The sequence below is a fragment of the Streptomyces sp. NPDC060184 genome, assembly GCF_042728795.1.
GTDB lineage: Bacteria > Actinomycetota > Actinomycetes > Streptomycetales > Streptomycetaceae > Streptomyces.
In genome coordinates, this window is record NZ_JBHWYX010000008.1 from 153,060 (window position 1) to 179,246 (window position 26,187).

Sequence of the window (26,187 nt, forward strand, 5' to 3'; positions counted from 1 at the left end):
GGAGCCCCGGAGACCCACAAGGCCGGCGGCGGGGTACTGCCCTTTTGCGGGCCGGTCGTGCACGAGTGGTCACGCCGTCCGCGACCGCGCCACGTCCCCGCCCGGCACGGCGACCCGGCGACACGGCAGCCCAGCGACACGGCAGCGCGGCGACACGGCAGCCCAGCGACACCGTCAGCGCGGTGGCGCGGTGGCGCGGTGGCCGAAGAGGCGCAGTGAGTGGCCCGCCGGGCAGACGACCGGCGCTTCCCCGCCGCGCACTTCCCCGATCTCCCATGATCGGCCCGGCGCGCGTTCACGCCCGGCCCCGTACCCCGGACCGCCCGTGTGTCCGGCGAGCTCCCGAACGGCCTCCCGCATCCGCCCGGCCCCGGGCCGAGCGGGCCGGCCCACGACTCACCCCACCGACAGGAGAAACCGTGTCCCTCCGGAATCGGATCTTTGCGGGCGGCGCGGTCGCGCTGCTGGCCGTCACCTTGGGCGGTGTGTCCCTGGCCCTGGCCGACGACCCGGCCGCCAACCAGGAGATGACCGGCCGGATGACGTACTACGACGCCGCCGGCTACGGCGCCTGCGGGGACGTCGTCGACGCCGCGACCGAGGACCTCGTGGCGGTGTCCCACGCATGGTGGACGACCGACGACCCCAACGAGGACCCGATCTGCGACGGTGTCTCCGTCGAGGTGTCGTACGGGGGCAAGTCCATCACCGTGCCCGTCAAGGACCAGTGCCCCTCCTGCGACGCCGACCATCTCGACCTCAGCCGGACGGCGTTCGAGCAGCTCGCGCCGCTCGACGAGGGGCTGGTCCAGGGCATCACCTGGAAGTTCGTCACCGACGACGGCAGGGAGATCACTCGCCCGTCCTCCTCGTCCTCGTCCGACCCCGCCCTCGCGACGGGTTCGGCCTTCCCGTCGCGGTTCGCGGCTCCGTACGTGGAGACGTGGGGATCGCCGTCGGTGCTGGAGGAGGCGCGGGCGGCGGGGTTGCGGTACGCGACCTTGGGGTTCGTGCTGGACGGTGGGGGCTGCAAGGCGATGTTCAACGGGGACACGCCGGTGTCGGACGAGGGCTGGCTGTCGGCGATCGAGGCCCTGCGCGGTTCGGGGGGCGAGGTGATCGCGTCGTTCGGCGGTGCGTCGGGGACGGAACTCGCCTCGGCGTGCGACTCGGCCGACGCGCTGGAGGGTCAGTACCGGTCGGTCGTGGACGCGTTGGGGCTGTCGCGGCTGGACTTCGACCTCGAAGGCGCGGCGCTGGCGGACACGGAGGCGAACGGGCGTCGTAACGAGGCGTTGGCGGCGTTGCAGAAGGATGTCGAGGGCGCGGGCGGACGGTTGGACGTGCAGTTCACGTTGCCGTCGGGTGCGGCCGGTCTGGAGGCGGACGGGGTGGCGATGCTCCAGGACGCGGAGCGTGCGGGGGTGCGGGTGTCGCTGGTGAACATCATGACGATGGACTACGGGTCCGCGGTGGCGGACATGGGGCAGGCCGCGATCGACGCCGCGACGGCGCTGCACGGGCAGTTGGGGCAGATCTGGCCGTCGAAGTCGGACGCGGAACTGTGGGCGATGGAGGGGAACACGCCCATGATCGGGGTGAACGACACCGAGGGCGAGGTGTTCACCACGGACGACGCGTCCCGGCTGGCGGACTTCGCGGTGGAGAAGGGGATCCAGCAGCTGGCGTTCTGGTCGCTGGGCCGGGACAAGGCGTGCCCGGAGACGGGGACCCTGTCCGAGGACTGCAGCGGCACCGAGCAGAGCGAGCACCAGTTCCTGAAGACGTTCGGCGCGGTGAACACCACCGATCAGGAGAGGGTCCCCGCGACGCTGCCGGAGGGCATGGTCGATCCGCTCCCCGCGGGCTCGTCGCCGGCGTCCCCCTCACCGTCGTCGCCGGGGCCGTCGGTGCGACGGGCTCCCGCCGGGTCCGCGTCCACCGTCCCGTCCTCCGGCCGTACGGGTGCGATGGCTCCGGGCGGTTCGGGCGGCTCGGGCGGCTCCGGGAAGACGATCAGCAACGCGTTCACGACGGGGTACACCTGGTTCGACAACACGCCCCGGGGCAGTGCGCAGATCTCCGCCCCCGTCCTCCACGACCAGGCCGGTGGTACGGGTACGTGGGAAGACCCGATCACCCTCGCGGTCGGCCACACCGACGCGGGCGGCGAGGACACGCTGGACTACCCGGCGGGAACACGCTTCTACATCCCCAAGGTGCGGCGGTACTTCATCGTCGAGGACGCCTGCGGTGACGGTGGCAGTCCGCAGAACGGGCCCTGCCACAGCCTGGACACCGCTCCCGAAGGAGCCACGACCTGGCTGGACATGTACCTCGGAGGCGGCAGCGGTGACAGCGACTCCGCCGCCCACGCGTGCGCGGACCGGCTGACCGGGCTGACCACCGTCGTCCAGGACCCGGCCGACGACCTCCCCGTCACCGAGGGCGCGCTCTTCCACGACGACACGTGCACCACCACCTACGACGACTGAGCTCCGGGGGCGGGCGACGGGGCCTCAGTGGCCGACCGGCCGGGTGCCGGACCGCCCCGCCCGCCAGTCCTGCCAGGCCCGGGTGAGTTCGCCCACCGCCGCCGCGTCGCGTACGCGGTCGAGGGACGACTCCCCGGGCGCCAGCTCCCTCATCATGACCACGTCCGTGGCGCCGGGCCCGGCTTCCAGCACGCGGAACCGGGAGCCGGGCAGGAAGAGCACGCGGTCCGGCCGGAGCGGGTCGAGCGATTTTGTGCTGCGGCCGTTCACGGAAAGGATCAGGAAGACGGTGTTGCCGGGCGCCCCGGCGGGGCCCAGCGTCGACGCCTCGCAGGCGTGCGGGTCGGTCACCACGGCCTGTGCGGCGTACCAGCGGCGCATCGGCTCGTCGAGGGTGGCCCGCAGGCCGGTCGGCCCGGGGCGGAGGGGAAGCATCCGCAGCCCCCTGCCCAGCAGGACGTCCTCGGTGGGGCCGGGCGGGTTCCCGTCCGCGGAGGTCTCCGGTGCGTCCGGCGCGCCCTGTCCCGCCAGTCGGCGCAGGACGGCCGCGAGGGCGTCAGCGGAGTCCGGGGTGCCCTCGGCCGCCTCGGGGTTTCCGCGCAGCGCCTCGGGGTTTCCGCGCAGCGCCTCGGGGTTTCCGGGCAGCGCCTCGCCCGCGGGGGAGGCATGGCCCGTGGGCACCGGGTACGGGACGGCGGGCGACCGGGGCACGCCGGGGAGAGGGGCCCGGGAGGCGTGCGAGGAGGCGCGGCCGACCGGGGCCGTGGGGCGGCCGGTACCCAGGCGCACCGCGCCGCGCAGTCCGGGGGGAAAGGAGCGCACCAGGTCCTGCGCGAGCCGGCGGAGCCGCGGAAGGTGCTCCTGTGACGCGGCGTCGCAGAGCACCCGTTCGTGTGCGGGGTCCGGGTCGGCGTCCCGCATCTGCGGGGCGTGCGCGGGGGCCGGTGTCGGCCGCACCCACAGGCCGCTGCGGACCACTTCGACGACGACGTCGTCGGCGAGGCGATGCGTACCGGGCCGGATCTCCGGGAACGCGCCGAGCGGCCATCGGTGGGCCGCCGCGAACGGGGAGGGCGGCGGAGCGGGGAATCGGGCCGGGGGCAGGTGGACGAACTCGTGGGCCCTGAGCGGGCGGCCCGGCGTGCCGTCGTCTGCCGTCAGCACCACCTCTCGCCCGTCGCCCGTGTCCTGCGGCATGCCACTGAGGAAGCGCACCGGCTCGCCGACCACTTGGGCGAGGACGTCTCCGAGATGCCGTCCGCCGCTCAGCCGGGCGGGTCCGTAGCAGAGGAAGCGGACCGCCGGCCGGAGCCGCGGGGGAAGGTCCTCCCAGAACCGGGCGACGTCCGCCACCGGCAGCGCCGGGGCCCCGGGGGCGCCGATCGCCACGGTCATCAGCTCGGTGGACACCGCGGGCCCTCCGGCGAGTCGCGTCCACTGGGCGGAGCGGGCGGGGTCCTCCGCCGAGGGCCGCAGCCAGACGCCTGCGGGAATGGGCTCCGCCACGCTTCTGCCGATCGCCCACGGGCGCGGTGGGACGGCGCATTCCCACAAGGGTTTCGGGAAGGCCCTGGAGTCCGGCGTCCGGGGGCCCCGGGGCGCGCAGCGCATCCAGCCCGGTCCGCTGTCCGGACCCACCCAGAGACCTCCGCCGGGGGTGGGCAGTGGTGCGCCTGCCGGAGCGACGACCGTCCGGCCCAGTCGTACGGCGAGGTGCTGGGCGACCGTCACGGCGTCCCGCAGCGGCCGGCCGAACACGAGCCTCAGGTCGTCCGACCCGGCGGGGATCGCCCGGACGAACCGGTCCAGGGTCGCGTCGTCCGACCCGTCGGGCAGGTCCGCCACGACGACGGTGCACTCGGCGTCCGGGGCAAGCCCGGCCGTGAAGGCGAGGGCGCGCGGATCCACCGGGCCGACCGGGGCCACCAGCCAGGCCCCACCCGCGCGGTGGGCGGTGAAGCGGGGGCCGCCGACACCCTGGCGTCCGACGGCGGGAGCACCGCCGCCGGACGGCGTGTCCGGACCCGGTCGGCCCGGGTCCTGGCGAGGCCCCGGTGCGAGCGGTGCCGCAGCGCCTCCACCGGGGGCGGTCATTCCTGTGTGGTTGCCACTCATGGCCGGCTTCTCCGTGCAGGCGGGGCTCCCCGCCGGTGAGCGGGCGTGATCGACCGGTTCCATGCAGGGATCAACGGCCAACTCTGTTCCGCTCCAGCGAGTTTCACCCCGCCGAAACCGCGGGGACTTCCCTACGGACTGTCTCTGGGCGGCAGATGAGGGGGCGTCCGCCCGTACGATGGCGACTCCGATTGAACCGACGGTCCGTCAGAACTGTTCCGGAGCGCGTCACATCGCCGTGCCGGTGGACCACAGCACGGTGCCGCCCTGCTCGATGACCACGTTCCCGTCGGCCCGGAGCACCAGCCGGGCGCCGTCGTGGCCCTCGGTGTGCGAGGACCAGACGGTCCGCGAATCCTGGCTGTAGACGGCGAGGTTGCCGTCGGCCTGGAAGACGGCCCGGACCCCGCCTTGCCCGACCGTCCCGGACCACCACAGCGGGGTGCCCTTGGTGTCGTAGAGCACCAGATTGCCGTCGCCCTGGAAGTTCAGGCCGATACGGTTGGTGGACCACAACTGGCCCGGATCCAGCACGCGGGTGCCGTTCACCACGGTGGTCGTCCACTGTTCCGTTGTCGCGGTCGGCGCGGGGGCGGCCTTGGTGGGTGTGGCGCTCCTGGTCGCGCTCGGGGCGGCCGTCGGCCCGGTGGTGGGTTTCGCCGACGCGGTCGGCACGGTCGCCGCCACCTCGACGATGGCGTCGTGCCCGCCGCCAGCGGAGTCCTCGCCTCGCCGCGTGGTGGAGGCCGCCGGGCGCGGTGACGTCTTCGCGGCGTCGGGGTGGCCCGGGTCGGGTGCGGTGCCGGTCTCCGGCTCCCTGTCCTCCGCGCCGGCCTTGACCGTCTGCAGGGGCGCGTCGTCGCCGAAGAGGTGCGGGGCGAGCAGCAGTAGCGCGCTGAGCAGGCCGGCTCCGGCCAGAATCGGCTTGGCGAGATGCCCGCGCGAACCCGGCCGCCGCCCTCCTGCGCCGGCGGACCGCCGACGGCGTCCGCCGCCGCCCGTCGGCTGCGGGGAGGTCGCGGGCCGGCTCGTACGGCGGACCGTCGACCCGCCCTCGGCGCCGGAAGAGGACGTACCGGCGGGGGCATGGGTGGACGACGTCCCGGAGACCGGGGCGTGCGCGACGGGCAGGACGGCGGTCGCGTCCGGGACCGGGCCGTGCGCGGCAGGACGGGCGGCGGTCGCGTCCGAGGCCGGGGCGTGCGCGACGGGACGGACGGCGGTCGCGTCGGGGTTCGTGGGCGGGACCTCTTCGGCCGCGTGTTCCTCGTGGTTCGCGTAGAGCGGGCTCCCCTCCCCCGCCTGGTCCGGATGCGGGAGCTGCCAGGGCAGTTCGCTCTCCCATACCGCCCGCCCGTCCGGCGCTCCGGCGAACTCGTCGGAGTGTCCGGCCTGTGGCTCGCGGTGGTTCATCTCCATGCCTTCCCGGTCCAGGTGGTGCGGTCGTCGGCCCAGCCGCTCACGTGGCGACGACTCTCCGGGCAGCTTAGGGAGAGCGGGCAGGAGGGTGGACCGGTGCGGGAGGGGCCTGCACGGACGCACATCACCCGTACCCTTCTCGACACCTCCGGTCGGAGCGGACCGCCGGTCAGAGGATGCCCATACGGATGGCGTAGGCGACGGCGTGGGTACGGTTGCGCAGGTCGAGCCGCTTGATCACGGCCTGGATGACGCTCTTGATCAGACGCTCCGAGTAGCTGAGCTTGTTGGCTATCTCGACGGTGTCCATCCCCTCCGCGAGGAGCTGGAGCACATCGAGTTCGCGCTGCGAGAGCTCGACCGGCAGCAGGCCGGTGGGGCACTCGTCCTTCTGCATGGTGCGCATCCGGTCCAGCAGCATGTTCATCAGGATCGGCGGCAGGGCGGCGCGCCCCCGATGCGCCTCGACGGCCGCCGAGAGGATCCGGCTGAAGCTGGTGAAGGGGCGCACCAGGAAGCTCACCAGGCCGTGGTTGACCGCCAGCGCGAGCTGCTGTTCCGAGATGTGGTCGGCGACGAGCACGATCCGGATCCGGCCCCCGGTGGCCTGGCTGGCCCGGCTCATCGTGGAGAGGGTCTTGCCACTCACCGTGGCCGTGAGGACGACCAGGATGTCGGCGTCGGCGATCCGGTCGGCCTCCAGCAGCGTGACCCGGCCGTCCGCGCCCAGAAAAGCGGCCGTCCCGTCGCGGGTGAGGAGATCGTCGGCCTGTACGACGACTCCCGGGACGGCGCGCGCTTCGTCGGTTTGATCAGCCATGGGACTCCTTGTCGAGGGCGCGATACCGCGCGGAAGGAGCGCACAGGTCCCGTGACGGCCCGGAATCTGCACCTTCGCCGATCGGGCAGGTCCGCCCGGTGTGCCGGACCGACGGAGTCGTGGAGTACGTGCTCTCTTCTCTCGATTCCGATCATCACAGCTCACGGGGCATCAGCCCCGCCCGACCCGGTGGTCCATGCACGATGAAGCAGAAGCAGTGCACTGTCGGACAACCCTGGGTCACGGGCGCCGACGCAACACCTCCGTCAGCACCGTCGGACTCTCACGAGGAGGGCGGTGAGGATGCACGCGGTGGTGCAACCCGCCTCTGTTCAGGTCCAGTTCGACGGGCGACCGGGTACCGGGTACCGGGTACCGGGCGGGACGCCTCAGGACGGGCGGAGCGGCGACCGACCGGCCGGGGCGGAACGGGCCGCGCGGAGCGCGTTGTTGTGCGCGCGACGCAGATGCTTGGCCGCAGGACAGGGCAGGCCGTCCACCCGGCACTGACGGCACGCCCGCCGGTGCGCCTCGTACGCGTCGCGCGCTTCGTCGAAGGGGGCCGAAGGCTGGCCGGACTGCTGCATGGTGACTCCTCGCGGCATGGGGCGCCCCGCGCTCTCCGCGCTCCGTACGGACATTACGGACCGGACAGACCGGAACAGACCGGAACGGAACGGACCGGAACGGACCGGAACGGACCGGAACGGACCGGCACCAGCCGGTCGAACGGGCCGAGTCGACCGAGCGGATCGAACGGACCGGATCGACCGAGCGGGACCGAGCGGACTGGGCTGTGTGGGACGCATGACGAACGGACGGAGCGGCCCGGACGACCGACCGGAACCGCTCACCCGATGATCATTTCGTTACTCCGAGTAAGGCAAAGCTGGTAGTTGATCACTGCACCATGTGACCCCCGCCCTGCCCCCGCGGCACCTGCCGCACCGCCGTAACGGCCACCCGCCCCGTGCCGACCGGGGCATGTTCACCTCCGCTCGCACGGAGAGCACTCCGTCGGGTCGACACGGTGCTGGTGCCGTACGGGTTCATCTCCGCTCGCACGGAGAGCACCCTTCGCGACCTGCCCTTATCCAACCCCTTTGCAGCTTCTTTGCCGAGCTTCGTCGCCCACACCCCTCGCCCCCGTTGTGGTCTCGCAGCGAGTGTCGTCAACCTCCTGCACCGGTCGTCGGGGACGAACTCGGCGGTCGGCGTGCCCGGGGGCGAGACGCACACTTCGGCTGATCGCCGCAACCCGCACCGCGCACGAGCGGGTTGCCTGGTCCGGGAGCGCGGCCGGCGCTTCGTCCACCGCCGCGAGGATGATGTCGGGTGCCTTGTCCAGGGGCTCCCACGGTTCTCTCCCACGCCACCAGCGGTGGTGCGGCGGAGGTCTCCGCGCGGCTTGCGTCGATGCCGTTGTATGGCATCGAGGACGGCCCCGTAGGCAGTATGTCCACCGCCGTCCCGCACGATGCCGCGCACGGGGACGTTGTGGTTTCCGTGGGCGGTCCCGAGGTGCTGCAGGAGGCCCATGTGGACCAGCCGCGGCCGGGTCCGGGCGAGGTGGTCGTGGAGGTCGCCGCATCCGGGGTCGACTTCCTCGACGTCTACCACCGCGAAGGCCGGTACAGCCTCCCGCTGCCCTTCACTCCGGGCGTCGAGGGCGCCGGCACGGTCGTCGAAGTCGGACCGGACGTGACTGACGTCGCCGTGGGGGACCGGGTCGGCTGGGTGGAGATTCCCGGTACCTATGCCGAGCGGGCCGTGGTGGACTCAACGCGGCTGGTGCCGCTGCCCGACGACATCGGCTTCGAGACCGCCGCCGCCGTGCTCCTGCAAGGAATGACCGCGCACTGTCTCGTCACGGACGCTTACCCGGTCCAGGGGGGCGACACGGTGCTCGTGCATGCGGCTGCCTGTGGCATGGGGCTGCTCTTGACCCAGCTCATCACCCATCTCGGCGGCAGGGTGATCGGCACGACATCGACCGCAGCGAAGGCCGAGCTGGCGAAGCGTGCCGGGGCCGCCGAGGTGATCCTTTCCTCCGAGGTCGACGATCTCGCAGCCGAGGTGAGGCGGCTCAACGGCGGTCAGGGACTGCCGGTTGTCTACGACGGCGTCGGCGCGCACACCTTCGACGCGAGCCTCGCGAGCCTGCGAACCCGCGGCCATCTCGTGCTCTTCGGCGCGGCAAGTGGTGCCGTGCCGCCGTTTGATCCGATTCGGCTCGCCCACGGCGGCTCGCTGACCCTGATCCGGCCGAGCCTCGGGGACTACGTCGCCGATCGGTCCGAACTGCTCCGACGAGCCGCCGACGTGTTCGAGTGGGTGCGCTCCAAGGCGCTCGAGGTCACCATAACGGGGCGCTACGCGTTGTCCGAGGCCGCCCAGGCCCACAGCGATCTGGAGGCTCGGCGTACCACCGGCAAGCTGCTCATTCTGCCGGATGCAGCCGGAAGTGGATCCCCCAAGGGGACGCGCAGCTGATGCGGGGGTCCGCCGGGTGACACGGCCGGGATACCTGGGTGCGGGTGTCGGCTTCGAAGACGACCTGGTGGTCGGAGGAGGAGCGGTGGTTCTTCGACCGCTCGGCCACCTTGTGGTCGCCGCGGGCCGGCACCGAGGTGCGTCCACGCTCAGCACCGTGTCCTTGGCGAACCGATTACGGGGTCTGCCGCAGCGCCGGCTTCGGCCCGGGACGAGGGGACCCGCGCCCTCGTGCGGTCGCGGTCCTCGAAGGCGACGTCGGTGTCCGGTACGCCCACGGGGGCTCCGCCGGACGCCCACGGGGGCTCCGCCGGCAGCCTGCTCGACCCGGCTCCGGGCGAGGTGCGCGAACTCCGTTGCCGTGGGGACACCACTTGGGTCGAGGCGGCCGTCAGCATGGGTACCGCGGTCGCGGCCGGGACGGTGCCGGCCGAGCCCGGCGATCGGCCGCGTCCGACGGGAAAGGCGGCGTCCCCGACTCGGGCCGACGTGTCAACACCTGGTAGAGCCAGGCATGATGGGGGCCGTCGGCACCCTGCCAAGGGCGATCGGCACCGTGAGTCTGCGAGAGATGGAGAGCGCGTGTCACGCCAGGTACTGACGGTCCGCTCCGACGGAACCGGCGGCTTCCGCACGATCGGTGAGGCGCTCGTGGGGGCGCGCAGCGGCGCGGTGATCAGTGTGGGCCCCGGTACGTACGAGGAGAGCCTCGTCGTCGGCATACGGGTGACCATCGTCGCCGAACAGTCGCGGGGGACGGTGGAGATACGCCCCCGGCGCGGCAGCGCGGTCAGCCTGCGCGCCGACGCCGTGATGCTCACCGATCTGGTGCTGCGCGGCGGGGACGAGGACCTGCCCGTCGTGGACGCGGTACGCGGCCAAGTGGCCATGGACGGCTGTGAGGTCACCGGGTCCGCGTGGACGGCGGTCCTCGCCCGGGAGACCGGTTCGCTGGCGATGCGTGACTGCCGGATCAGCAACAGCGTGGGGGCCGGAGTGGTCGTCACCTCCGCCGTGGAGAGCTCCCTGGAGTCCTGCACCGTCGAGCATCTGGGCACGTCGGGTGTGGTGATCGGGGAACGCGGCCGGGTCTCGGTGCGCGGCTGCACCGTGCGCGACGCGCGGGCCAACGGAATCCTGGCCAACGGCGACGCCCAGGGATCCGTCGAGGACTGCGACATCTCCTCCACCGACCAGCCGGCCGTCGCGCTGGAGGGCCGCTGCACAACGCGGGTCGTGCGCACGGTGGTCCACGACGTCGGGATCGGTGTGCATCTGACCAGTGCCTCCCGCACCGTGCTGGAGGACATCAGGGTCACCGCGACCACCGGTCCGGCGTTCGTCGTCTCGCAGGGCAGCGACCCGTTGCTGCGCCGCTGCCGCACGGCCCGCACCGGGGGCAACGGCCTGCTGATCACCGACCGGGGCCGCGGCACCTACGAGGACTGCTGGCTGGAATCCTCCCAGGCGCCCGCGCTGCGGGTGACCGGGTCCGGATCGCCGTCGCTGACCTCGCTGACCGTGCGGGACTGCGCGGCCACGTCCGGGCTGCTGCTGGAGGAGGAGTCCACCGCCGAACTCGACCGGGTGGAGGTGATCGACACCGCGGGCGCCGGTATTCGGATCGCGACCGGCGCCAACCCGATGATCCGCCGCGCCCGGATCAGCGACGCGGGCGGCAACGGCGTCGAGGTCGCCAAGGACGGCCGGGGACGGCTGGAGGACAGCGAGATCGCCAGGACCGGCGCGGCGGGCGTCCACGTGGAGAGCGCGGGCAACCTCTACGTGGGGGGCACCACCGTACGCGCGCCGGCCGCAACGGGTCTGTCCGTGGGCACCGACGGTACTCTCACGGCCCGCGACTGCGAGATCCGCGAGGCCGGAGCGGACGGCGTGCTCGTCGACGCGGAGGGCGAACTGACGGGCACCAGGCTCCAGGTGGTCGGCGCCCCGGAGTGCGGCGCCGTCATCCGGCAGGGCGGGCGCGCCTCGCTCAACGGATGCACCCTGGCCGGCAGCGGCAAGGACGGCCTGCGGGTGGAGACCTCCCTGCCGGTGTCCGTCGTCAACTGCACGGTGCGCGACAACGCGGGCAGCGGCCTGGTCCAGTCGCAGCCCGGCGACCGGCTGGCCGTCGAGTCCCTCACCTCCAGTGGCAACGGCCGCCGGGACGCCTGGGGTTACGGCGATGTCGAGGGCACCGACCCGGCCGGAACCGCGCCGGACGGCGCGGGCGCGACCGGGGAGAGCGGGCCGCTCGCCGAACTGGAGGGGCTGATCGGCCTCGCCAACGTCAAGCAGCAGGTCCGCACTCTCGTCAATCTCACCCAACTCGCCCAGCGCAGGGCCCAGCTGGGCATGTCGGCACCGCCGATGAGCCGTCACCTGGTCTTCGCGGGCCCGCCCGGCACCGGTAAGACCACCGTCGCCCGCCTCTACGGCACCGTGCTGGCCCAGTTGGGCGCGCTGCGCACCGGGCACCTGGTCGAGGTCTCGCGGGCAGATCTGGTCGCCCAGGTCATCGGCGGTACCGCCATCAAGACCACCGAGACCTTCAACAGGGCTCTGGGCGGCGTGCTGTTCATCGACGAGGCGTACACCCTGACCTCCGACGGCGGGCGTTCGGGGCCCGACTTCGGACGGGAGGCCGTGGACACCCTGCTGAAACTGATGGAGGACCACCGTGAGGACGTGGTCGTCGTCGCCGCGGGCTACTCCGGGGAGATGCAGTCCTTCCTCGGCAGCAACCCGGGCCTGGCGTCCCGCTTCTCGCGGACCGTGGAGTTCGAGAACTACACGGTGCACGAGCTGGTGGCCATCATGGAGACCATGTGCACCCGGCACCAGTACGAGCTCGGCGAGGGCACCGGCGCGGCACTCGCCGCGCACTTCGAGCGCATGCCCAAGGACGCCACGTTCGGCAACGGCCGTGCCGCCCGCCAGGTGTTCGAGGAGATGGTCGACCGGCAGGCCGTACGACTGGCCGCACAGACCGAGGTGAGCGAACGGGACCTGAGCCTGCTGGTCCCCGAGGACGTGGGGATTCAGGTCCCGGCCGGACCGCACGGCGAGGCGGGCGAGCCGGACCGCGGCGACGCCCTGTCCCGGCTCGGCGACATGGTGGGTCTCGCGGCCGTCAAACGCGATGTCACCGATCTGGTCAACCTGTTGTCGACCGCCCGGCGGCGTGAGGCCGCCGGCCTGCCGAGTCCCCGGATCAGTCACCATCTGGTCTTCACCGGTCCGCCCGGCACCGGCAAGACCACCGTCGCCCGACTCTACGGCGAACTGCTCGTCTCGCTCGGCGTGCTGCCCCAGGGCCAGCTCGTCGAGGTGGCGCGGGCCGATCTGGTGGGCCGGTTCGTCGGCCACACGGCGCAGTTGACCCGCGAGGTCTTCGAGCGGGCCCGTGGGGGCGTGCTGTTCATCGACGAGGCATACACGCTCACTCCGGGAAGCGGCTCCTCCGGCTCGGACTTCGGCCAGGAGGCCGTGGACACCCTGCTGAAACTGATGGAGGACCACCGTGACGAGGTGGTCGTCATCGTGGCCGGCTACACCCGGGAGATGGAGTCCTTCCTCGCGTCCAACCCGGGTCTGTCGTCCCGGTTCTCGCGGCGTGTGGAGTTCGCCGACTACACCTCCGACGAGCTGGTGACGATCGTCCGCATGCACGCGGACGCCTCGGGCTACGAGTGCGGCCCCGGCGTCGGCGGGCTGCTGCGGGAGTACTTCGACTCCCTGCCGCGCGACCGCTCCTTCGGCAACGGGCGGCTGGCCCGGCAGGTCCTGGAGTCCATGATGACCAGGCAGGCGGGCCGGGTCAGCGCCATCGCCGCACCGAGCCTGGACGAACTGCGGCTCCTGATGCCCGGCGACGTGCCCGGAACGCGGATGCCGACGCCGAACGGGTGAGGGGTGGCCGCTGGCGCCCGGCGGCTGCCCGTAGGATGCGGAACATGTCTCGGCGGCGCCCTCCTCTGGCTCATCTCCTGCACTTGGCACGGGCGTTGACCGTCTGTCTCTGCGTGGGAACCTTGCTGCCGCTGGGCGGTGTGACCGAGGCGTCCGCCGCCGACGACACGCCGGTGCGGCTGCCCGTGATGCCCGCGCGGCTGGACGCCGACGCGGACTGCACCAGCGCCTCGGCCCAGCGGGCCACGACCGTGCCCTGGGAGCAGCGGAGTCTCCAACTGACCCGCACCTGGCCGTTCTCGGACGGTTCCGGGGTGACGGTGGCGGTGGTCGACACCGGGGTGTCCACGACGGCGTCCGCCCTGTCCGGCCGGGTGACCGCGGTCGGCCCTGCGGGTCGGGACTGCGTGGGGCACGGGACTTTCGTCGCGGGGCTGGTCGCCGCGGCCACCGTCGACGGGGTGCGGTTCGCGGGGGTCGCCCAGCGGGCCAGGATCCTCGCGGTACGCGGCACGGACGAACGCGGCGCGGCCACCGCGCAGAGCGTCGCTTCGGGGATAGCGGCGGCGACGGCGGCGGGCGCCGACGTCATCACCGTCTCGCCGGCGCTGGTGCGGGGATCGGACGGGCTGACGAAGGCCGTCGAGGCGGCTCTCGCGAAGGACGTGCTGGTGATCGCGGCGGCCGTGCCCGACCCGCCGGCCAGGTCCTCGGCGCAGGACGAGGAGCCGACGCCGCGGGACTACTGGCCCGCCGCGCAGCCCGGCGTGCTGTCGGTGCTGGACGTCGACGCGCAGGGGAAGCGTCCGGACGACGCCCTGCTGCCGGTCTCCGCCGACTTGGCGGCACCCGGTGACGGAGTGGTCGGGATCGGCGCGCGCGGCACTGGGCACTACATCGGCTCGGGTGCCTCCTTCGCCGCCGGGTACGTGGCCGGGGCGGCGGCTCTGGTGCGTTCCTCCCACCCCGGCCTCACCGGCGCGGAGACCGCCGCGCGTCTCACCACGAGCGCCTACCCCGATGTCGTCCCCCGGCTCGATCCGTTCGCGGCCGTGACGGTGGTGGCGCCGGGGAACACCGCCCGCGCCGCGGCCCCGGCGCCGGGAGCCGCCGTACGGCTGCCCGATGACGACGCGGCCCTGCCGGTCCGCCGGGCCACGCTGTTCGCGGCGGCGGGCGCGGGGCTGATGCTCCTGGTGGTCTGGGCCGCCCTGACGCTCCCCCGGGCCCGTACTCGCCGGTGGCGGCCGGCGGGTTCCCCTGGCGGCGACGGGAGAAGCGGCGACGGGACCTGACGGGCGGGCGGCAGCCGCCCGTCCCTGTCCGGACACCGCGTCGGACCGGGCCGGGCACGCTCTTCCCGGTCCGACGCGCGCCGGGTCAGTTCCCGTCCGCTCCTTCGGAGGGCTCCGCCGTCTTCGCGAGTGCCGTCTGGATCAGCGTCGGCTTGCGCCTGGCGATGTACCGCGCACGTCCCGCGGGCAGGTTGCGCGGCTTGATGTTGCCGAAGACATAGCCCTCCGACGGCGGGCAGGACAGCAGTACTCCGGGGGTGTTGGCCTCGTCGAGGCGGCGCAGCAGCTGGTCGTTGAGGCCGCGGCCGGCGCCGGTGGCGGAGCGGGCGACGATGACGTGCAGTCCCAGTTCGTGCCCCAGGGCCAGGTGGTCGAAGAGCGGGGCGAAGGGGTGGTCGAAGTTGTTGCTGCCGACCACCATGTCGTAGTCGTCGACGAGCACGAACAGCCTGGGCCCCTGCCACCAGTCGGCGAGCCGCATCCGGGCGGGGGTGATGTCGGGCCCCGGCAGCCGGGTCTTGAGCGCGCGCGCCGAGCCGCCCACGAGTTCCTTGAGGGCGTCGACGGAGACGGCGTGCCCGAGCTGGTACTCCGGCGGGACCGCGTCCACGAGTTCGCGCCGGTAGTCGACGACCAGGACCCGCGCCTCGGTCGGGGCGTAGCGGGCGGTGACCGCCTGCGCGACCAGCCGCAGCAGGTTGGTCTTGCCGCTCTCGGTGTCGCCGACCGCCACCAGGTGCGGAGTCCGGCTGAAGTCGTGCCACACCGTGGAGAGTTTTTCCTCGTCCTGACCCAGTGCCAGTCGCAGCCCGTCGCCCAACTCCGGTGCGGGCAGGGCCGAGGCGGGCAGTCGGTGCGGCAGCATCCTTACGGCGGGCGCGGGTTCGCCCGACCAGTGATCGGCGATTCTCTCCACCAGCGCGGTGACGCCCTCGCTGAGGTCCTCCGTGGTGGTGACGCCGTCGAGACGGGGCAGGGCGGTCAGGAAGTGCAGTTTGCCGTCGACCGTGAGTCCGCGTCCGGGCAGCCGGGGAACGACGGCCGCCTTGCGTACGTCCACCACGGAGTCCATGGGGTCACCGAGCCGCAGTTCCAGCCGGGTGGCGCTCTGGTCGCGTACCTGCGCGCTCAGTTCCACCCAGCGGGTGGTGGTGGTGATCAGGTGGATGCCGTAGTTGAGACCGCCGGTGGCGAGCTGGTTGAACGTGGGGAGCAGGTGGTCGAAGTTCTGCTTGACCTGAGCCCAGCCGTCCACCACGAGGAAGACGTCCCCGTGTGCCTCGTCGGTGAACTCCCCCGCCGCGCGCCGGCGCCGGTAGGTGGCCATGGAGTCGATCCCCTGGTCGAGGAAGAACCGCTCACGGTGCTCGAGCACGGTGGTGACCTCGGCCACCGTTCGGCTGATCCGCTCACTGTCGAGACGGGAGGCGACCCCGGCGACGTGCGGCAGACCGGTGAGCGAGGAGAGGGTTCCGCCGCCGAAGTCGAGGCAGTAGAACTGCACTTCGGCCGGGGTGTGGGTGAGGGCGAGCGAGGTGAGGAGGGTGCGCAGCACCGTCGATTTGCCGCTCTGCGAGCCGCCCGCGACGGCGAGGTGGCCGCCGCCCGCGGACAGGTCGAGCACCAACGGCTCGCGCCGCTGGTCGAAGGGCTTGTCGACCAGGCCGACGGGTACCCGGAGGCGTCCGGTGCCGGGCCAGCGGGTGGCGCTGAGGCCACGGTCGGCGGTGGGTTCGATGCCGGGGAGCAGACCGTCCAGGGTCGGCGGTACGTCGAGCGGCGGCAGCCACACCCGGTGCGCGTCGGGACCTGAGTCGCGCAGCCGGTCGACGGCCACGGCCAGCAGGCTCTCGGCGGACTCCGTCTCCTCCACCGGGTCGGGAGCGGGCGCGGCGGAGGCCCGCGGGACCACCCAGCCGGCCGTCCAGGGCACGACCTGGCTGGCGACCCTGGCCTGCACGGCGGCGCCGCGGCGGTGCCGATAGGGCCCGGAGACGTACGCGGCACGGAAGCGGGTGAGTGCCTCCACCCCGCTCTTGAGATAGCCGGCGCCGGGCTGCGACGGCAGTTGGTAGGCGTCGGGGACGCCGAGCACCCCGCGGCTCTCCATGGCCGAGAAGGTGCGCAGGCCGATCCGGTAGGAGAGATGACTCTCCAGCTGGTGCATGCGTCCCTCGTCCAGGCGCTGGGAGGCGAGCAGCAGGTGTACGCCCAGCGACCGGCCCAGGCGGCCGATCATGACGAAGAGGTCCATGAACTCCCGGTGCGAGGCGAGAAGTTCGCTGAACTCGTCGACCACGACGAAGAGGCTGGGCAGTGGCTCCAGCGGGGTACCGGATGCGCGGGCCCTCTCGTACTCGAGGGCGGACGTGTAGTTGCCCGCCGCGCGCAGCAGTTCCTGGCGGCGGATGAGTTCGCCGTGCAGGGCGTCCTGCATACGTTCCACCAGGGCGACTTCGTCGGCGAGGTTGGTGATGACGGCGGAGGTGTGCGGGAGTTCGTCCAGGCCGAGGAAGGTCGCGCCACCCTTGAAGTCGACCAGGATGAAGTTCAGCGTCTCGGAGGAGTTGGTGAGGGCCAGTCCGAGGACCAGCGTGCGCAGCAGCTCGCTCTTGCCGGAGCCGGTGGCGCCGATCAGCATGCCGTGCGGCCCCATGCCGCCCTGCGCGGACTCCTTGATGTCGAGTTCCACGGGTGTGCCGTCCGCGCCGACGGCCACCGGGACCCGCAGCCGGGCAGCGCCGGCGTGGCGCCTCCAGAGGGTCTCGGGCGTGTGCCGGTAGAGGTCGGGGATGCCCAACAGTTGGGTCAACTGCACGTCTGAGCTGAGTGGTTCGGCGATGTCGGCGGCCAGGCTCATGCGGTACGGGGCGATCATCCGGGCCAGCGCCTCGGCGGCGACGGGTCCGACCCGGTCGGGGCGGCCGAGGAGGGTGGTCTGCTCCTTGCGGCTGCGGTCGGTGCGCACCAGGCGGACGGCGTCGGGGGCCACGTCGAGGCGCAGGGTGGTGCGGCCGGGGCGCCAGGCGAGTGCCCCGGAGAGGTCCAGCACGACGGTGTTGCGGAATCCGGGACCCTCCAGCCGGTGACCGGTGGGCACGGTGACGCCGTCGACCACGATCACGGTGTAGGGCTCGTCGCGTCCCGGTACCGCGTCCGGGTCGAAACTCGGGCGCTCGGTGAACTCGGCGCCGAGCAGCTCCTCCAGGTCGTTGAGGGTGGCGGCCACCATGCGCGCGGGTCCGGCGCCGTCCTGCTCCTGCGGATGCAGGTTGTGCGGCAGCCACTTGACCCATTCCCAGTCCGCGCGCCGCTCGTCCGAGACGCACAGCGCGATCCACAGTTCCTCCGGCGGGTGGAACACGGCCAGCTGGCTCAGTGCGGCGCGGACCATGGCGCGGGTGGCGGCCTCGTCGCCGCGGGTCAGTACTCGTGACCAGGAGCGCAGGTAGAGCGCGATGGGCTGGCCGGGCACGGTGCTGTAGGCGCGGATGAAGCGGCGCAGGGCGTGCGCGCTGAGCGGCTCCAGGTCCTCGACGGGTTTGGTGGACAGCGGGTTGAGCCGCATCGCGAACTGCTGGTCGCCGACGGCTATCCGGACCTCGCCGAAGTCCTCGTCCTTGACCCGCCGTTCCCACAGCCTGGTGGTGCGGACCATCGCACGCAGCGTCCGGGGATGCGGATGCCGCCAGGCGAGGGCCAGTTGCTGTTCGACGACCGCCCGGTGGACCTGGCGCCGGATCTGGGTGAGGTAGCGCAGGTAGTCCCGGCGTTCTCCGCGCAGCCGCTGCTTGCGCTCCCCCGCCTTGCGCATCACCTGGCCGACCATCATGGCACCGGAGCCCATCACCATCGTGCCCAGCGCGATGTAGGTGAACGAACTGTTTCCGCCACCCGGCTTGATGAAGATCAGCATCATGGAAACGGACATCATGGCCATCGGCAGGTACGTCCACACCGCCGAGCTGTCCGGCACGGTCTCCGGAAGTGTCGGGGGTTCCTGCAGGCTCAGCTCACCCTCGGGCATGTCGGGACCACGGCGGCGGGCCGGTCTGCGGAAGAGAACCACGCTCAACGCAACTGCTCCTTAAAGGATCGGGGTTGAGCGCCGCGTAACTGGTCGCCGAATCCCCGTCGTTGTGACACGCCGTCGGTAGGGGCCCATAATTCCGTTCGACCGCCCATCAGTAGTCTGCATGGCGACGATAGGTACGTCCAAGCAGGCCCTCGCATGACTCCCGTCGGCATCTTGCCAGTTCGGGTCAGACCTCCGGCTCCCCCGGCCCGACTCATGGAAACGTGAGACCCACGATGACCGACAGCTCCGTTGCGGGCCTCTGCCGCCTCACCGTCAGAGCCCCGGCCAGGACCATCGACCTGGCGGTGCCCTCCGACGTACCCGTCGCCGATCTGCTGCCCACCGTCCTGCACTACGCCGGCGAGGAGGTCGAGGAGAACGGCCTGGAGCACGACGGGTGGGTGCTCCAGCGCCTCGGCGGCGCCGCGCTGGACGAGGAGAGCACCCTGGCCGCGGTGGACCTCAAGGACGGCGAGGTCCTGTACCTGCGGCCACACACCGAGTCGCTGCCGGAGGTACGGCTCGACGACCTGGTGGACGGTATGGCGACGGTGACCCGGGACCGGCTGCACAGCTGGGACGCGGCGGCCGGGCGGCGTCTGCTGCTCGGCATGGCGGTGGCCGCCCTGACACTGGGACTGGCGGTGCTGGCCTGGCCCGGCGGTCCGACCGGGCCGCGGATGGCCGCCGCCGGCGTGGCGGGGCTGCTGCTGCTGGCCGGGGCCGCCTCCGCGAGCCGTGCGGTGGGCGACGCGGCCGGCGCCGCCGCACTCGGCTTCATGGCCGGACCGTTCCTGGCCCTGGCCGGCTGGCTGCAGCCGGGCGGTGAGATCGCCGGCCCCCAGGCCAACCAGGTGCTGGGCGCCCGGCTGCTGGCCGCCGCCGCCGCCTGCGCGGGCGGCGCGGTGCTCGCACTCGCCCTGACCGCCGTATGCACGCCGCTGTTCGTGGCCTCGGCGCTGGTGTCGCTGGCCGGGGTGCTGGCGGGTGTCCTGATGAGCCTGTTCGACCTGAGTGTGGACGGTGCGGCGGCAGCCGTGGCGTCGCTGGCCGTGCTGCTGGGCGGCTTCGTGCCCGCCCTGTCCTTCCAGCTGGCCGGGATGCGCATGCCGGCCCTGCCGACCAACCCGCAGCAGCTCCAGGAGGGCATCGAGCCCTACGACGGCACGGACGTGACGACCCGCACGGAGCTGGCGAGCGGCTGGATGACCGGCCTCTACGGCGCCTCCGGCCTTCTGTGCGCGGGTTGCCTGGTGCCGCTGAGCCGCAACCCGGTACTCCCCGAGGTCCTGACCGCGGGGGTGCTCGCCGTGCTCCTGCTGGTGCACGGCCGGGGCATGGTCAACGTGTGGCAGCGGCTGGCGCTGGTCCTGCCCGGCGCCTGGGGCGTGACGCTGCTGGTGCTCGCCCTCGCGGCCGGCACCACCGCGGCAGACCGGCCCCTGGTGGTGGGCGGGCTGTTGGCGTCGGCCACCGTGCTGGCCGTCGCCTCCTGGATCGTTCCCGGCCGGCGGATGCTGCCCTACTGGGGCAGGGCGGCGGAGCTGGCGCAGTCGCTGCTGGCGATCGCCCTGCTGCCGTTGACCTTGTGGGTGCTCGGCGTCTTCGCCGCGCTGCGCGCCATCAACGGCTGACCCCGGCCACGGACACGACACGAACGACCGTCTCGACGCGAACGACCACTTCGACGCGAACGGCCCCGTAGCGCGGGAGCCGGTGCGGACCGGCTGATCGGAAGGACCGCGGTTCATGCAATCCAAGCGCGACCAGGTGCAGGCCCACGCCTTCGTCATGGGCCGCCTCACCTCGGGCATGCTGCTCGCCGACCCGGACGCCCCCGAGAGCCCGCTGGGGCGCACCACCCGGGGGGCGGGGATCGGCTTGCTGATCGCTGTGCTGATCTCCGCGGGGGCGGTGGTGTTCGGGCTGGTCTCGCCGGGTGGCAACGACTCGTGGCGCAGCGGCAAGAACCTGATCGTCAACCGTGACACCGGGGCCCGCTACCTCTACCTCGACGGCCGGCTGCGCCCGGTGCGCAACTACTCCTCCGCGCTGCTCATCGGCGGTACGGACCTGGAGACGACGGACGTGGGTGCGGCCTCGCTGCGGGACACCCCGGTGGGTGCCGCGGTCGGCATCCCGGGAGCGCCGGACGGGGTGCCCTCCTCGGGTGACCTGGAGTCGGGCGCGTGGGCGGTCTGTTCGGCGACGACGGAGGGCGCAGCCGGGGGCGGGGGAAGGACGACGCGGGCGGTGACCGCGGTGGCGGCGGGCGTGCCCCTGGACTCGACCGGCCTGGGGGCCGGCGAAGCGGTGCTGGTGAGCGGTCCCGACCAGGAGAAGTACCTGATCTGGCAGGGCAGTCGGCTGCGGCTCGACACCAGGTCCGGCGCGCTGCTGTCGCTGGGCTACAGCTCGGTGACGCCCCGCCCGGTGTCGGCCGCGTTCCTGGACTCGTTCGTGCCCGGCCCGGCCTTGGCGTCGCCGTCGGTGAAAGGGCTGGGTTCGAAGGGCCCCACCCTCGGCGGTACGGCGACCAGAATCGGCCAGGTCTTCCAGGTGACGGTGCCCGGTGCCACGGTGACGGGCACGGGTGGACAGGCGGGCGCCCAGTACTTCCTGTTGGGGGACACGGGCCTTGTCCCGGTGACCTCGACCGCCGTGGCGCTGCTGCTGGGCGACCCCGCCGTACGGTCGAAGGCGTACGACGGTGACTCGCCGACGGCACTGCCCATCGGGGCGGACCTGCTGAAGGACCACCAGGCGCCCGGCACCACCGGCCGTGATCCGTCGGTGGCCGGGCTGCCGGACAGCCCGCCCCGGGCCGCCCGGGTGCCCGACGGCAGTGCGGTGTGCGCACGGGTGCTCCCGGGCGGCGACGGTGTGCGGATCAGCTCGGTGCTGGTGCCCGTCGGCGCGCTGGGCCCGGTGGCCCAGCGCAGTGGTGACGCGGTGGTGGGCGCCTGCCTGCCGGTGGACGCGGTGGTCGTGCGGCCCGGTCACGGTGTGCTGGCGCGGGCGCTCGGCGCCGGTGGCGGGACGGTCGGAGCGACCACCTATTTCGTGGCCGACGACGGCGTGAAGTACCGGGTCGGCTCGAAGGAGGCGCTCACGGCGCTCGGTTGGACGGAGTCCGACGCTCGGGGGCTGCCGTCCCCGCTGCTGGCGATGTTGCCGACCGGCCCCGACCTGACTCCGCAGGCGGCGACCGGGCTGGTGCCCGCGTCGACGGCACGGCCCTGCGCCGAGGACCCCGCGGACGCTCCCGGCGGGCGGGTCGGGGAATCCGCCACGACCGGAAACAAGTTGCAGCCGAGTAAACATAGTTGACGATTCGCCAAATCCTGAGCGCAGCCGATCGCGCCACGTTGCACCCTGCTCTCCGGCGTGCTTAGGCTCACCGGCGCCGCAGTTGTATCCGCACCCCATCGAAAGGCGGACCCATGGCAGGGACCGGACAGCAGTCGAACGAGCAGGCGACCCGTAACGGGATCCAGGCCCTGGAGAGCGCCTTCAGTGGCATCCTCAAGTCCCGGCAGGACGTGGACAACACCCGTGCGGGCCTGTCCTCGGGCTACCAGGGCAGCGACGGCGGCCAGTTCGGCGCCCTCCTCAAGCAGTGGGACGAGCAGTGCAACGGCATCCTGCGCGGCCTTGAGGACATGGTCGACAAGCTGAACCAGAGCCTCGTCCAGCACGGCAAGACCCAGGGCTCCTCGAACGAGGCGATCAACTCGGCCTACAGCCAGTCGCAGGCCGCGTACGACCAACTCGCAGGCTGAGCAGGCCGCTTCCCGGAGTCCGTACGACACCGCGCTCCCCACCGATCAGGAGGCTCCCATGCCCGACAACTTGACCGACGGTTACATCTACGTCGACTACAACCACATGAACAACGCCGCCGACGACATGGTCCAGCAGACCAAGGCGATAGCGAACACGCTCGCGTCGCTGGAGGCGGAGCTGAACGAGCTGATCAAGTCCTGGTACGGCGACGACGCCAACATGTACCGCCAGAAGCAGGCGGCCTGGGACCAGGCGGTGAAGAACATGGAGACGCTGCTGACCTCGCACTCCAGCCTGCTGACGGACATCTCCGACAACTACCGCTACAGCGAGAACTCGCTGTCCCAGATGTGGTCCGAGGTACGCGTCACCCGCTGACCGCGGACGGTCGCGGTGCGGTACCCGGGCGAGCCGGACGGACGGCCACCAGCGCGATCGCCGTCCGGTTCCCTCACCACTCCGCTCTCCCTCGCCCGGCCTCCCCTTCCCGAACCCTGCCCTCTCGCCGACCGAGCACCCACGAGGACCACGCCATGGCGGACCTGACCCATCTGAACGGACAGAAACTCAAGCAGTTCCGTGATCACGATCTCGCCACGTTCATCGCCGACCTGAAGAGCGTCGTGAAGGACGATCCGAACGGCGTCCTCGCACTGCACAGCATCGTCAGGGGCACGACCCCCGCGCAGTACATCGGCGAGAACCCGGTGCTCGGCATCGGCCTGATGACGTCCGACGACACGGTCTACGGCAAGACGCTGACCGATGTCGCGCTCAAGTCGGCGAAGTCGATCGACGACGTCCTCGGCGACCAGGGTCTCCTCTTCGACGACATCGACGAGAGCCTGGACACCACCATCACCACGCTGCTCAACACCCAGGGCGCCTCCCTGGAGAGCATCGACGGGGAGAAGTTCCTGGACGTCTGGTCCGGGGTCGACGAAGACCTCGAAGGGCCGTCCGACACCGAGGACTGACCCTCGGCCTCCCCCGTCGACCCACCACCCCGTGTCCGCCCTCCTCCACGCAGCGGAGTCCCGTCATGCCAGTCACCTCCGATCCCGGCGACTACTGGGGTCAGGCGGTCACCCTCTACACCGGGTACAACGTCCCCAGCCGCAAGAAGCTGTTCGACACCCTCAAGAGCACCGAGGGCGTGCCTCTGATGCGTCTGGGGTTCGAGGTCCTGGCCTCGACCGAGCTGACCGCCCAGAACTTCACCGCCCTGGTGGGCTGGCACACCCAGCACGGTGAGGACTACGACCTGGCGTTCGTCGAGGCCGGCGGTGACGGCAAGCACTACGGCGGCACCCTGTACCAGGCGACCATCGTGTTCATCGGCATCCCCACCACCGACGGCACGGGGCGGCTGCTGGACGCGGGCGAGATCTGGAGCGCCGGAAAGTTCACCGGCGTACTGGGCAACGAGTGGGACCTCAGCCTGCTCCAGCAGTACCAGAGCGGGTCGAAGGCGGCGATCGACAGACTGCGCGCCGACCACACCACCAGGGGCTTCGAGTTCAGCGGTCTGAGCGTCCAGGACACCGAGGCCGTCGACGCCAACTCCTTCGACCGCACCGCGCAGGCGTACGACCGGACTCTGAAGTTCTTCGAGGACCACGCGGCGACCCTGGAACAGTGGGAGAACTCCCTCGGGGAGGAGAACGCCGCCTGGCACGGCCAGGCGGCCGGCCTGTTCTGGCAGTTGGTCCACCAGCTGCACAAGAACTACGACAGTTACGTCGACCAGCTCACCGCGGACGCCACCGGCACCGCCGCGGCCATGCTCGGCGGTCACGTGCCGAGGTCGAAGCTCAGCCGGGCGCTGGCGACCGCCCAGACGGCTCTCATGACGGAGGCCAAGGCGCTCAGCGACGCCTGGGACACCTGGGCGGCCGGAGGCAGGCACGACGCGCACAGGATCCTGATGGAGGTCCTCCAGGAGGTCTCCGTATGGGTGCTGGAGCACCAGATCAAACACACCCGTGTGACGACCAACAATTCGGCGAAGGACTACAACACCGACGAAGGGTTCGTGCAGCACTCCCCCTGGGGCAACCTCCACGACATGGCCACCTGGGTGAAGATCGGCGAAGAGGCCGTGACCCGGTGGAACAAGCACGTCGAGGACGTCCTGGTCGAAAAGGCGAAGACCTCGCTCACCGCGCTCAAGACGGCGTGGAGCGACGTGTCCGACGCCTTCAGCGAGATCCGCACCAAGGACACCTCCTCGCTGACGGAGTCGTACGAGGACGACCGTCGCCAGATCGCCGAGGACGAGGCCAACCGGCAGCAGGAGGAGTACAACAACGCGCTGAACAACCTCGGCAACAACCTCACCGATCTGGGCGACGGCCTCGGCGACGGCCTGAACAACCTCGGGAACAACCTGGGCGACGGCCTCAACAACCTGGGGGACGGGCTCGGCGACAACTTCAGCAAACTCGGGGACGGGCTCGGCGACAGCCTCGACAACCTCGGGGACGGCCTCGGCGACAGCTTCAGCGACCTCGGCGACGGGCTCGGCGACGGCCTCAGCAACCTGAGCCTGGGCGGCGGACTCGGCGACGGGCTCGGCGACGGGCTCGACAACCTCGGGGACGGGCTCGGCGACGGCCTGGGTGACGGCATCGACACTCCCGGCGGCGTCACGTCCAACCTGGGTGCCGGCCTCAGCAACCTGCTGAACGGGAGCGACGACGGCAACGACAGGACGAAGGGGGCGACGCTCACCAACCCCGACGGCAGTACCACCACGCTCAACCCGGACGGCACCCTCACCACCAGGTACCCGGACGGCACCACCCAACTCCTCGACCCGGAGACGGGGATCGTCAAGACGACGACTCCCGACGGAAAGGTCACCACCGGGGACCTGACCGTCCCCGGCGGCCACGTCAACCCCGACGGCAGCACGACGACGCTCAACCCCGACGGCACCCTCACCACCACGTTCCCCGACGGCACGACCACCACGATCGACCCGGAGACCGGGGCGCTGACCACCCGCGACCCCGACGGCAACGTCACCACCGGGAACATCGGCAGCGGCCTCGGTGACTCCCTGAGCGGCCTCGATCTCACCAGCCCTTCCCTGACACCGACCACGAGTACCAGCAGCCTGGACCTGGACGGCCTGTCGTCGGGCCTCACCACGAACACCGGTCTCGGTGACGGCCTCACGCCGACCGGCGGCTCATCCCTCCTCGACGGCGGGTACGGATACGGCGACGGCGGGTACGGCGGCTCCGGGTACGGCGACGCCGGCTACGCCGACTACGACGACGCCACTTCGGCGGAACTGCTGTCGGGCGGGGCGCTGCGGGCTTCCGGCGGCGACGCTCTCCCGGCCGCCGCGACCGGTGAGGCGGGCTCGGCGGCAGGCGGGGCGGGCAGCCCGCTCTTCCCGGGCATGGGCGGCATGGGCGGTATGGGCGGCATGGGATCGGGCGGAGGCGGCGGTGGCAGCGGCAACAACGGGGAGCGCGTCCGCAACGTGCTGACCGACGCCGGGCCCGCGGCAGCCGGCCGTGGACGGTCACGGCCCCGCAGAACCGCGGAGGAGGACGAGGACGTGGTGGTGACCCGGGGCCGGACGGCGACGACCGGCGCCGCCTCGGGGGCGCTCGTCCCGGGCCCCGGAGGCGCCGGCCGGAACGGCCGGTCCACCGAGAGTGGCGACCGGGCCCGCGTGAGCTGGACGGAAGAGGACGAGGACGTATGGGGAACCGACGAGGGCGGCGCGCCCGCGGTGATCGGGCGCTGAGCACC

At 72.1% G+C, this 26,187-nt stretch carries 15 protein-coding genes and 1 pseudogene; 10 read left to right on the top strand and 6 right to left on the bottom strand.

What is annotated here, in order from left to right; genetic code table 11:
• The first annotated feature begins 419 nt into the window (after positions 1 to 419).
• Entirely contained in the window at positions 420 to 2,495 is a 2,076-nt protein-coding gene (locus tag ACFWEE_RS07975; protein WP_386887402.1) for a cysteine/serine endopeptidase inhibitor, read from the top strand.
• Between the two features lie 24 nt (positions 2,496 to 2,519).
• Here the strand turns inward: ACFWEE_RS07975 and ACFWEE_RS07980 are convergent, their stop codons facing one another.
• The 4 genes from ACFWEE_RS07980 to ACFWEE_RS07995 all read right to left on the bottom strand — a co-directional run bounded on the left by ACFWEE_RS07980 (position 2,520) and on the right by ACFWEE_RS07995 (position 7,436).
• Entirely contained in the window at positions 2,520 to 4,610 is a 2,091-nt protein-coding gene (locus tag ACFWEE_RS07980; RefSeq protein WP_386887404.1) for a hypothetical protein, read from the bottom strand.
• Between the two features lie 228 nt (positions 4,611 to 4,838).
• The gene (locus ACFWEE_RS07985) at positions 4,839 to 6,029 is read right to left on the bottom strand and encodes a hypothetical protein (RefSeq protein ID WP_386887406.1); all 1,191 of its coding nucleotides are present in this window, start codon (positions 6,027 to 6,029) and stop codon (positions 4,839 to 4,841) included.
• 169 nt (positions 6,030 to 6,198) lie between these two features.
• Positions 6,199 to 6,849, bottom strand: coding sequence for a response regulator transcription factor (locus ACFWEE_RS07990; protein ID WP_386887407.1), 651 nt, complete (start codon positions 6,847 to 6,849; stop codon positions 6,199 to 6,201).
• Positions 6,850 to 7,238: 389 nt separating this feature from the next.
• Complete coding sequence (locus ACFWEE_RS07995) at positions 7,239 to 7,436, bottom strand: hypothetical protein (protein WP_386887409.1); 198 nt, start codon at positions 7,434 to 7,436, stop codon at positions 7,239 to 7,241.
• Between the two features lie 868 nt (positions 7,437 to 8,304).
• On the opposite strand from ACFWEE_RS07995, the gene ACFWEE_RS08000 reads away from it, so the two are divergent.
• Positions 8,305 to 9,342 carry a quinone oxidoreductase family protein gene (locus tag ACFWEE_RS08000; protein WP_386887410.1) on the top strand — a complete coding sequence of 346 codons (1,038 nt, stop codon included), beginning with the start codon at positions 8,305 to 8,307 and terminating at the stop codon, positions 9,340 to 9,342.
• Positions 9,343 to 9,373: 31 nt separating this feature from the next.
• Here the strand turns inward: ACFWEE_RS08000 and ACFWEE_RS08005 are convergent.
• Positions 9,374 to 9,528, bottom strand: a pseudogene (locus ACFWEE_RS08005) (IS5/IS1182 family transposase); the annotation flags it as partial.
• Positions 9,529 to 9,924: 396 nt separating this feature from the next.
• Between ACFWEE_RS08005 and ACFWEE_RS08010 the strand changes: the two are divergent.
• Positions 9,925 to 13,257 (top strand): right-handed parallel beta-helix repeat-containing protein, encoded by a 3,333-nt coding sequence (locus ACFWEE_RS08010; protein ID WP_386887412.1) that lies wholly within the window; start codon positions 9,925 to 9,927, stop codon positions 13,255 to 13,257.
• A gap of 35 nt (positions 13,258 to 13,292) precedes the next feature.
• The gene (locus ACFWEE_RS08015) at positions 13,293 to 14,552 is read left to right on the top strand and encodes a S8 family serine peptidase (protein WP_386887413.1); all 1,260 of its coding nucleotides are present in this window, start codon (positions 13,293 to 13,295) and stop codon (positions 14,550 to 14,552) included.
• Between the two features lie 85 nt (positions 14,553 to 14,637).
• Here ACFWEE_RS08015 and eccCa read toward each other — a convergent pair whose 3' ends face one another.
• A complete protein-coding gene (eccCa, locus tag ACFWEE_RS08020) occupies positions 14,638 to 18,579 on the bottom strand; it encodes a type VII secretion protein EccCa (protein ID WP_386887438.1) in 3,942 nt (1,313 codons plus the stop codon).
• Between the two features lie 284 nt (positions 18,580 to 18,863).
• Here eccCa and eccD point away from each other — a divergent pair, with 284 nt between their 5' ends.
• The 6 genes from eccD (at position 18,864) to ACFWEE_RS08050 (ending at position 26,182) form a co-directional block, all read left to right on the top strand.
• On the top strand, positions 18,864 to 20,264 hold the full coding sequence (gene eccD, locus ACFWEE_RS08025) for a type VII secretion integral membrane protein EccD (protein WP_386887415.1): 1,401 nt from the start codon (positions 18,864 to 18,866) through the stop codon (positions 20,262 to 20,264).
• Positions 20,265 to 20,379: 115 nt separating this feature from the next.
• Positions 20,380 to 21,960: a type VII secretion protein EccB gene (gene eccB, locus ACFWEE_RS08030; RefSeq protein WP_386887417.1), complete on the top strand. Its 1,581-nt coding sequence runs from the start codon at positions 20,380 to 20,382 to the stop codon at positions 21,958 to 21,960.
• A gap of 113 nt (positions 21,961 to 22,073) precedes the next feature.
• A complete protein-coding gene (locus ACFWEE_RS08035) occupies positions 22,074 to 22,412 on the top strand; it encodes a hypothetical protein (protein ID WP_386887419.1) in 339 nt (112 codons plus the stop codon).
• 58 nt (positions 22,413 to 22,470) lie between these two features.
• Positions 22,471 to 22,794: a WXG100 family type VII secretion target gene (locus ACFWEE_RS08040; RefSeq protein ID WP_386887420.1), complete on the top strand. Its 324-nt coding sequence runs from the start codon at positions 22,471 to 22,473 to the stop codon at positions 22,792 to 22,794.
• A 155-nt stretch (positions 22,795 to 22,949) separates the two neighbouring features.
• The gene (locus ACFWEE_RS08045; RefSeq protein ID WP_386887422.1) at positions 22,950 to 23,393 is read left to right on the top strand and encodes a type VII secretion system-associated protein; all 444 of its coding nucleotides are present in this window, start codon (positions 22,950 to 22,952) and stop codon (positions 23,391 to 23,393) included.
• Positions 23,394 to 23,458: 65 nt separating this feature from the next.
• Entirely contained in the window at positions 23,459 to 26,182 is a 2,724-nt protein-coding gene (locus ACFWEE_RS08050; protein WP_386887424.1) for an AAWKG family protein, read from the top strand.
• The last annotated feature ends 5 nt before the right edge of the window (positions 26,183 to 26,187 follow it).